At 67.9% G+C, this 848-nt stretch carries 2 protein-coding genes; both read right to left on the bottom strand.

Annotated elements, in window-relative coordinates:
- Positions 1–671: terminase large subunit domain-containing protein (locus BYZ73_RS21380; protein ID WP_220086888.1), on the bottom strand; the 671-nt coding region annotated here is incomplete at its 3' end.
- Positions 658–848 (bottom strand): P27 family phage terminase small subunit (locus BYZ73_RS21375; RefSeq protein ID WP_146746401.1); only part of this gene is annotated, 191 nt, incomplete at its 5' end. The genes BYZ73_RS21375 and BYZ73_RS21380, both read right to left, overlap by 14 nt.

Below are 848 nucleotides of genomic sequence, written 5' to 3'. Positions count from 1 at the left end.
CGGGCGATCATCGAATTGACCACCACCTCGGCCAGTTCGCGGTCGGTCCAGCGGTGCACCTCGTCGCGGGCGACGAAGCTGGGGTTGATGCCATCGGCCGAGTTGCCGTCGCGGCTGAGCGTCCGGATCGTGCCATTGGTGATCGCGGTCGAGATCAGGTGCTTGTTGCCCGTATCCATGAAGGCCGACAGCGCGGGGGCGGCCTTGATCATCCGCCGGAGCTCGCGGAACAAGAGCCCCGCCTGATCCCGCGTCGTCGCGGTGCAGAACCCTTGCGGCGCCGCCTCGCCGTCGAAAAGCTGGGTATAGAGCATCGGCACCGCCGTGTCGGTCGTCTTGCCGTTCTTCTTCGCGACCTGGTGATAGGTGGTGCGGAACCGGCGCAGCCCATCGGCCTGTTTCCAGCCGAAGACGGACCCATGCCGGAAGACCTGCCAGGGCGTCAGATCGAGCGGCTTGCCCGCCGCCGGACCCGTGGTGTGCTGGATCAGGCGCGCGAAGTTCAGCACGCGCAAGGCCGCCTTGCAATCGAACCAGAGGCCGCGGTCGCGGCCCGTTTCCAGATCCATCAGGTGGCGTTCGCAGGCGAGCCGCACCAGCGTGCCCGCCACCTCGCGCCCCTCGATCACATCGAGCGCATAGCGCGAGACCGGATGGTCAATCGGATCCATCGAGGGTCCTCAGGATCTCGCCGAAGAGATCGCCCTGCCCGCCCGCGCTCATCCGCGCCTCGTCGACCGGCGTCATCCCGAAGCGCGCCGCGAGCTGGTTCATGGTGGCAATGGCGTCCTGCCGCTGGCCCCAGACCGCGCGCTTCTTCTGCTGGCGCCCGTTCCGGGTCTCGACCT

The sequence above is a fragment of the Rhodovulum viride genome, from assembly GCF_003265965.1.
GTDB lineage: Bacteria > Pseudomonadota > Alphaproteobacteria > Rhodobacterales > Rhodobacteraceae > Rhodovulum > Rhodovulum kholense.
Note: the sequence above shows the minus strand (reverse complement) of the source record. Positions and strands in the feature narration are given on the sequence as shown.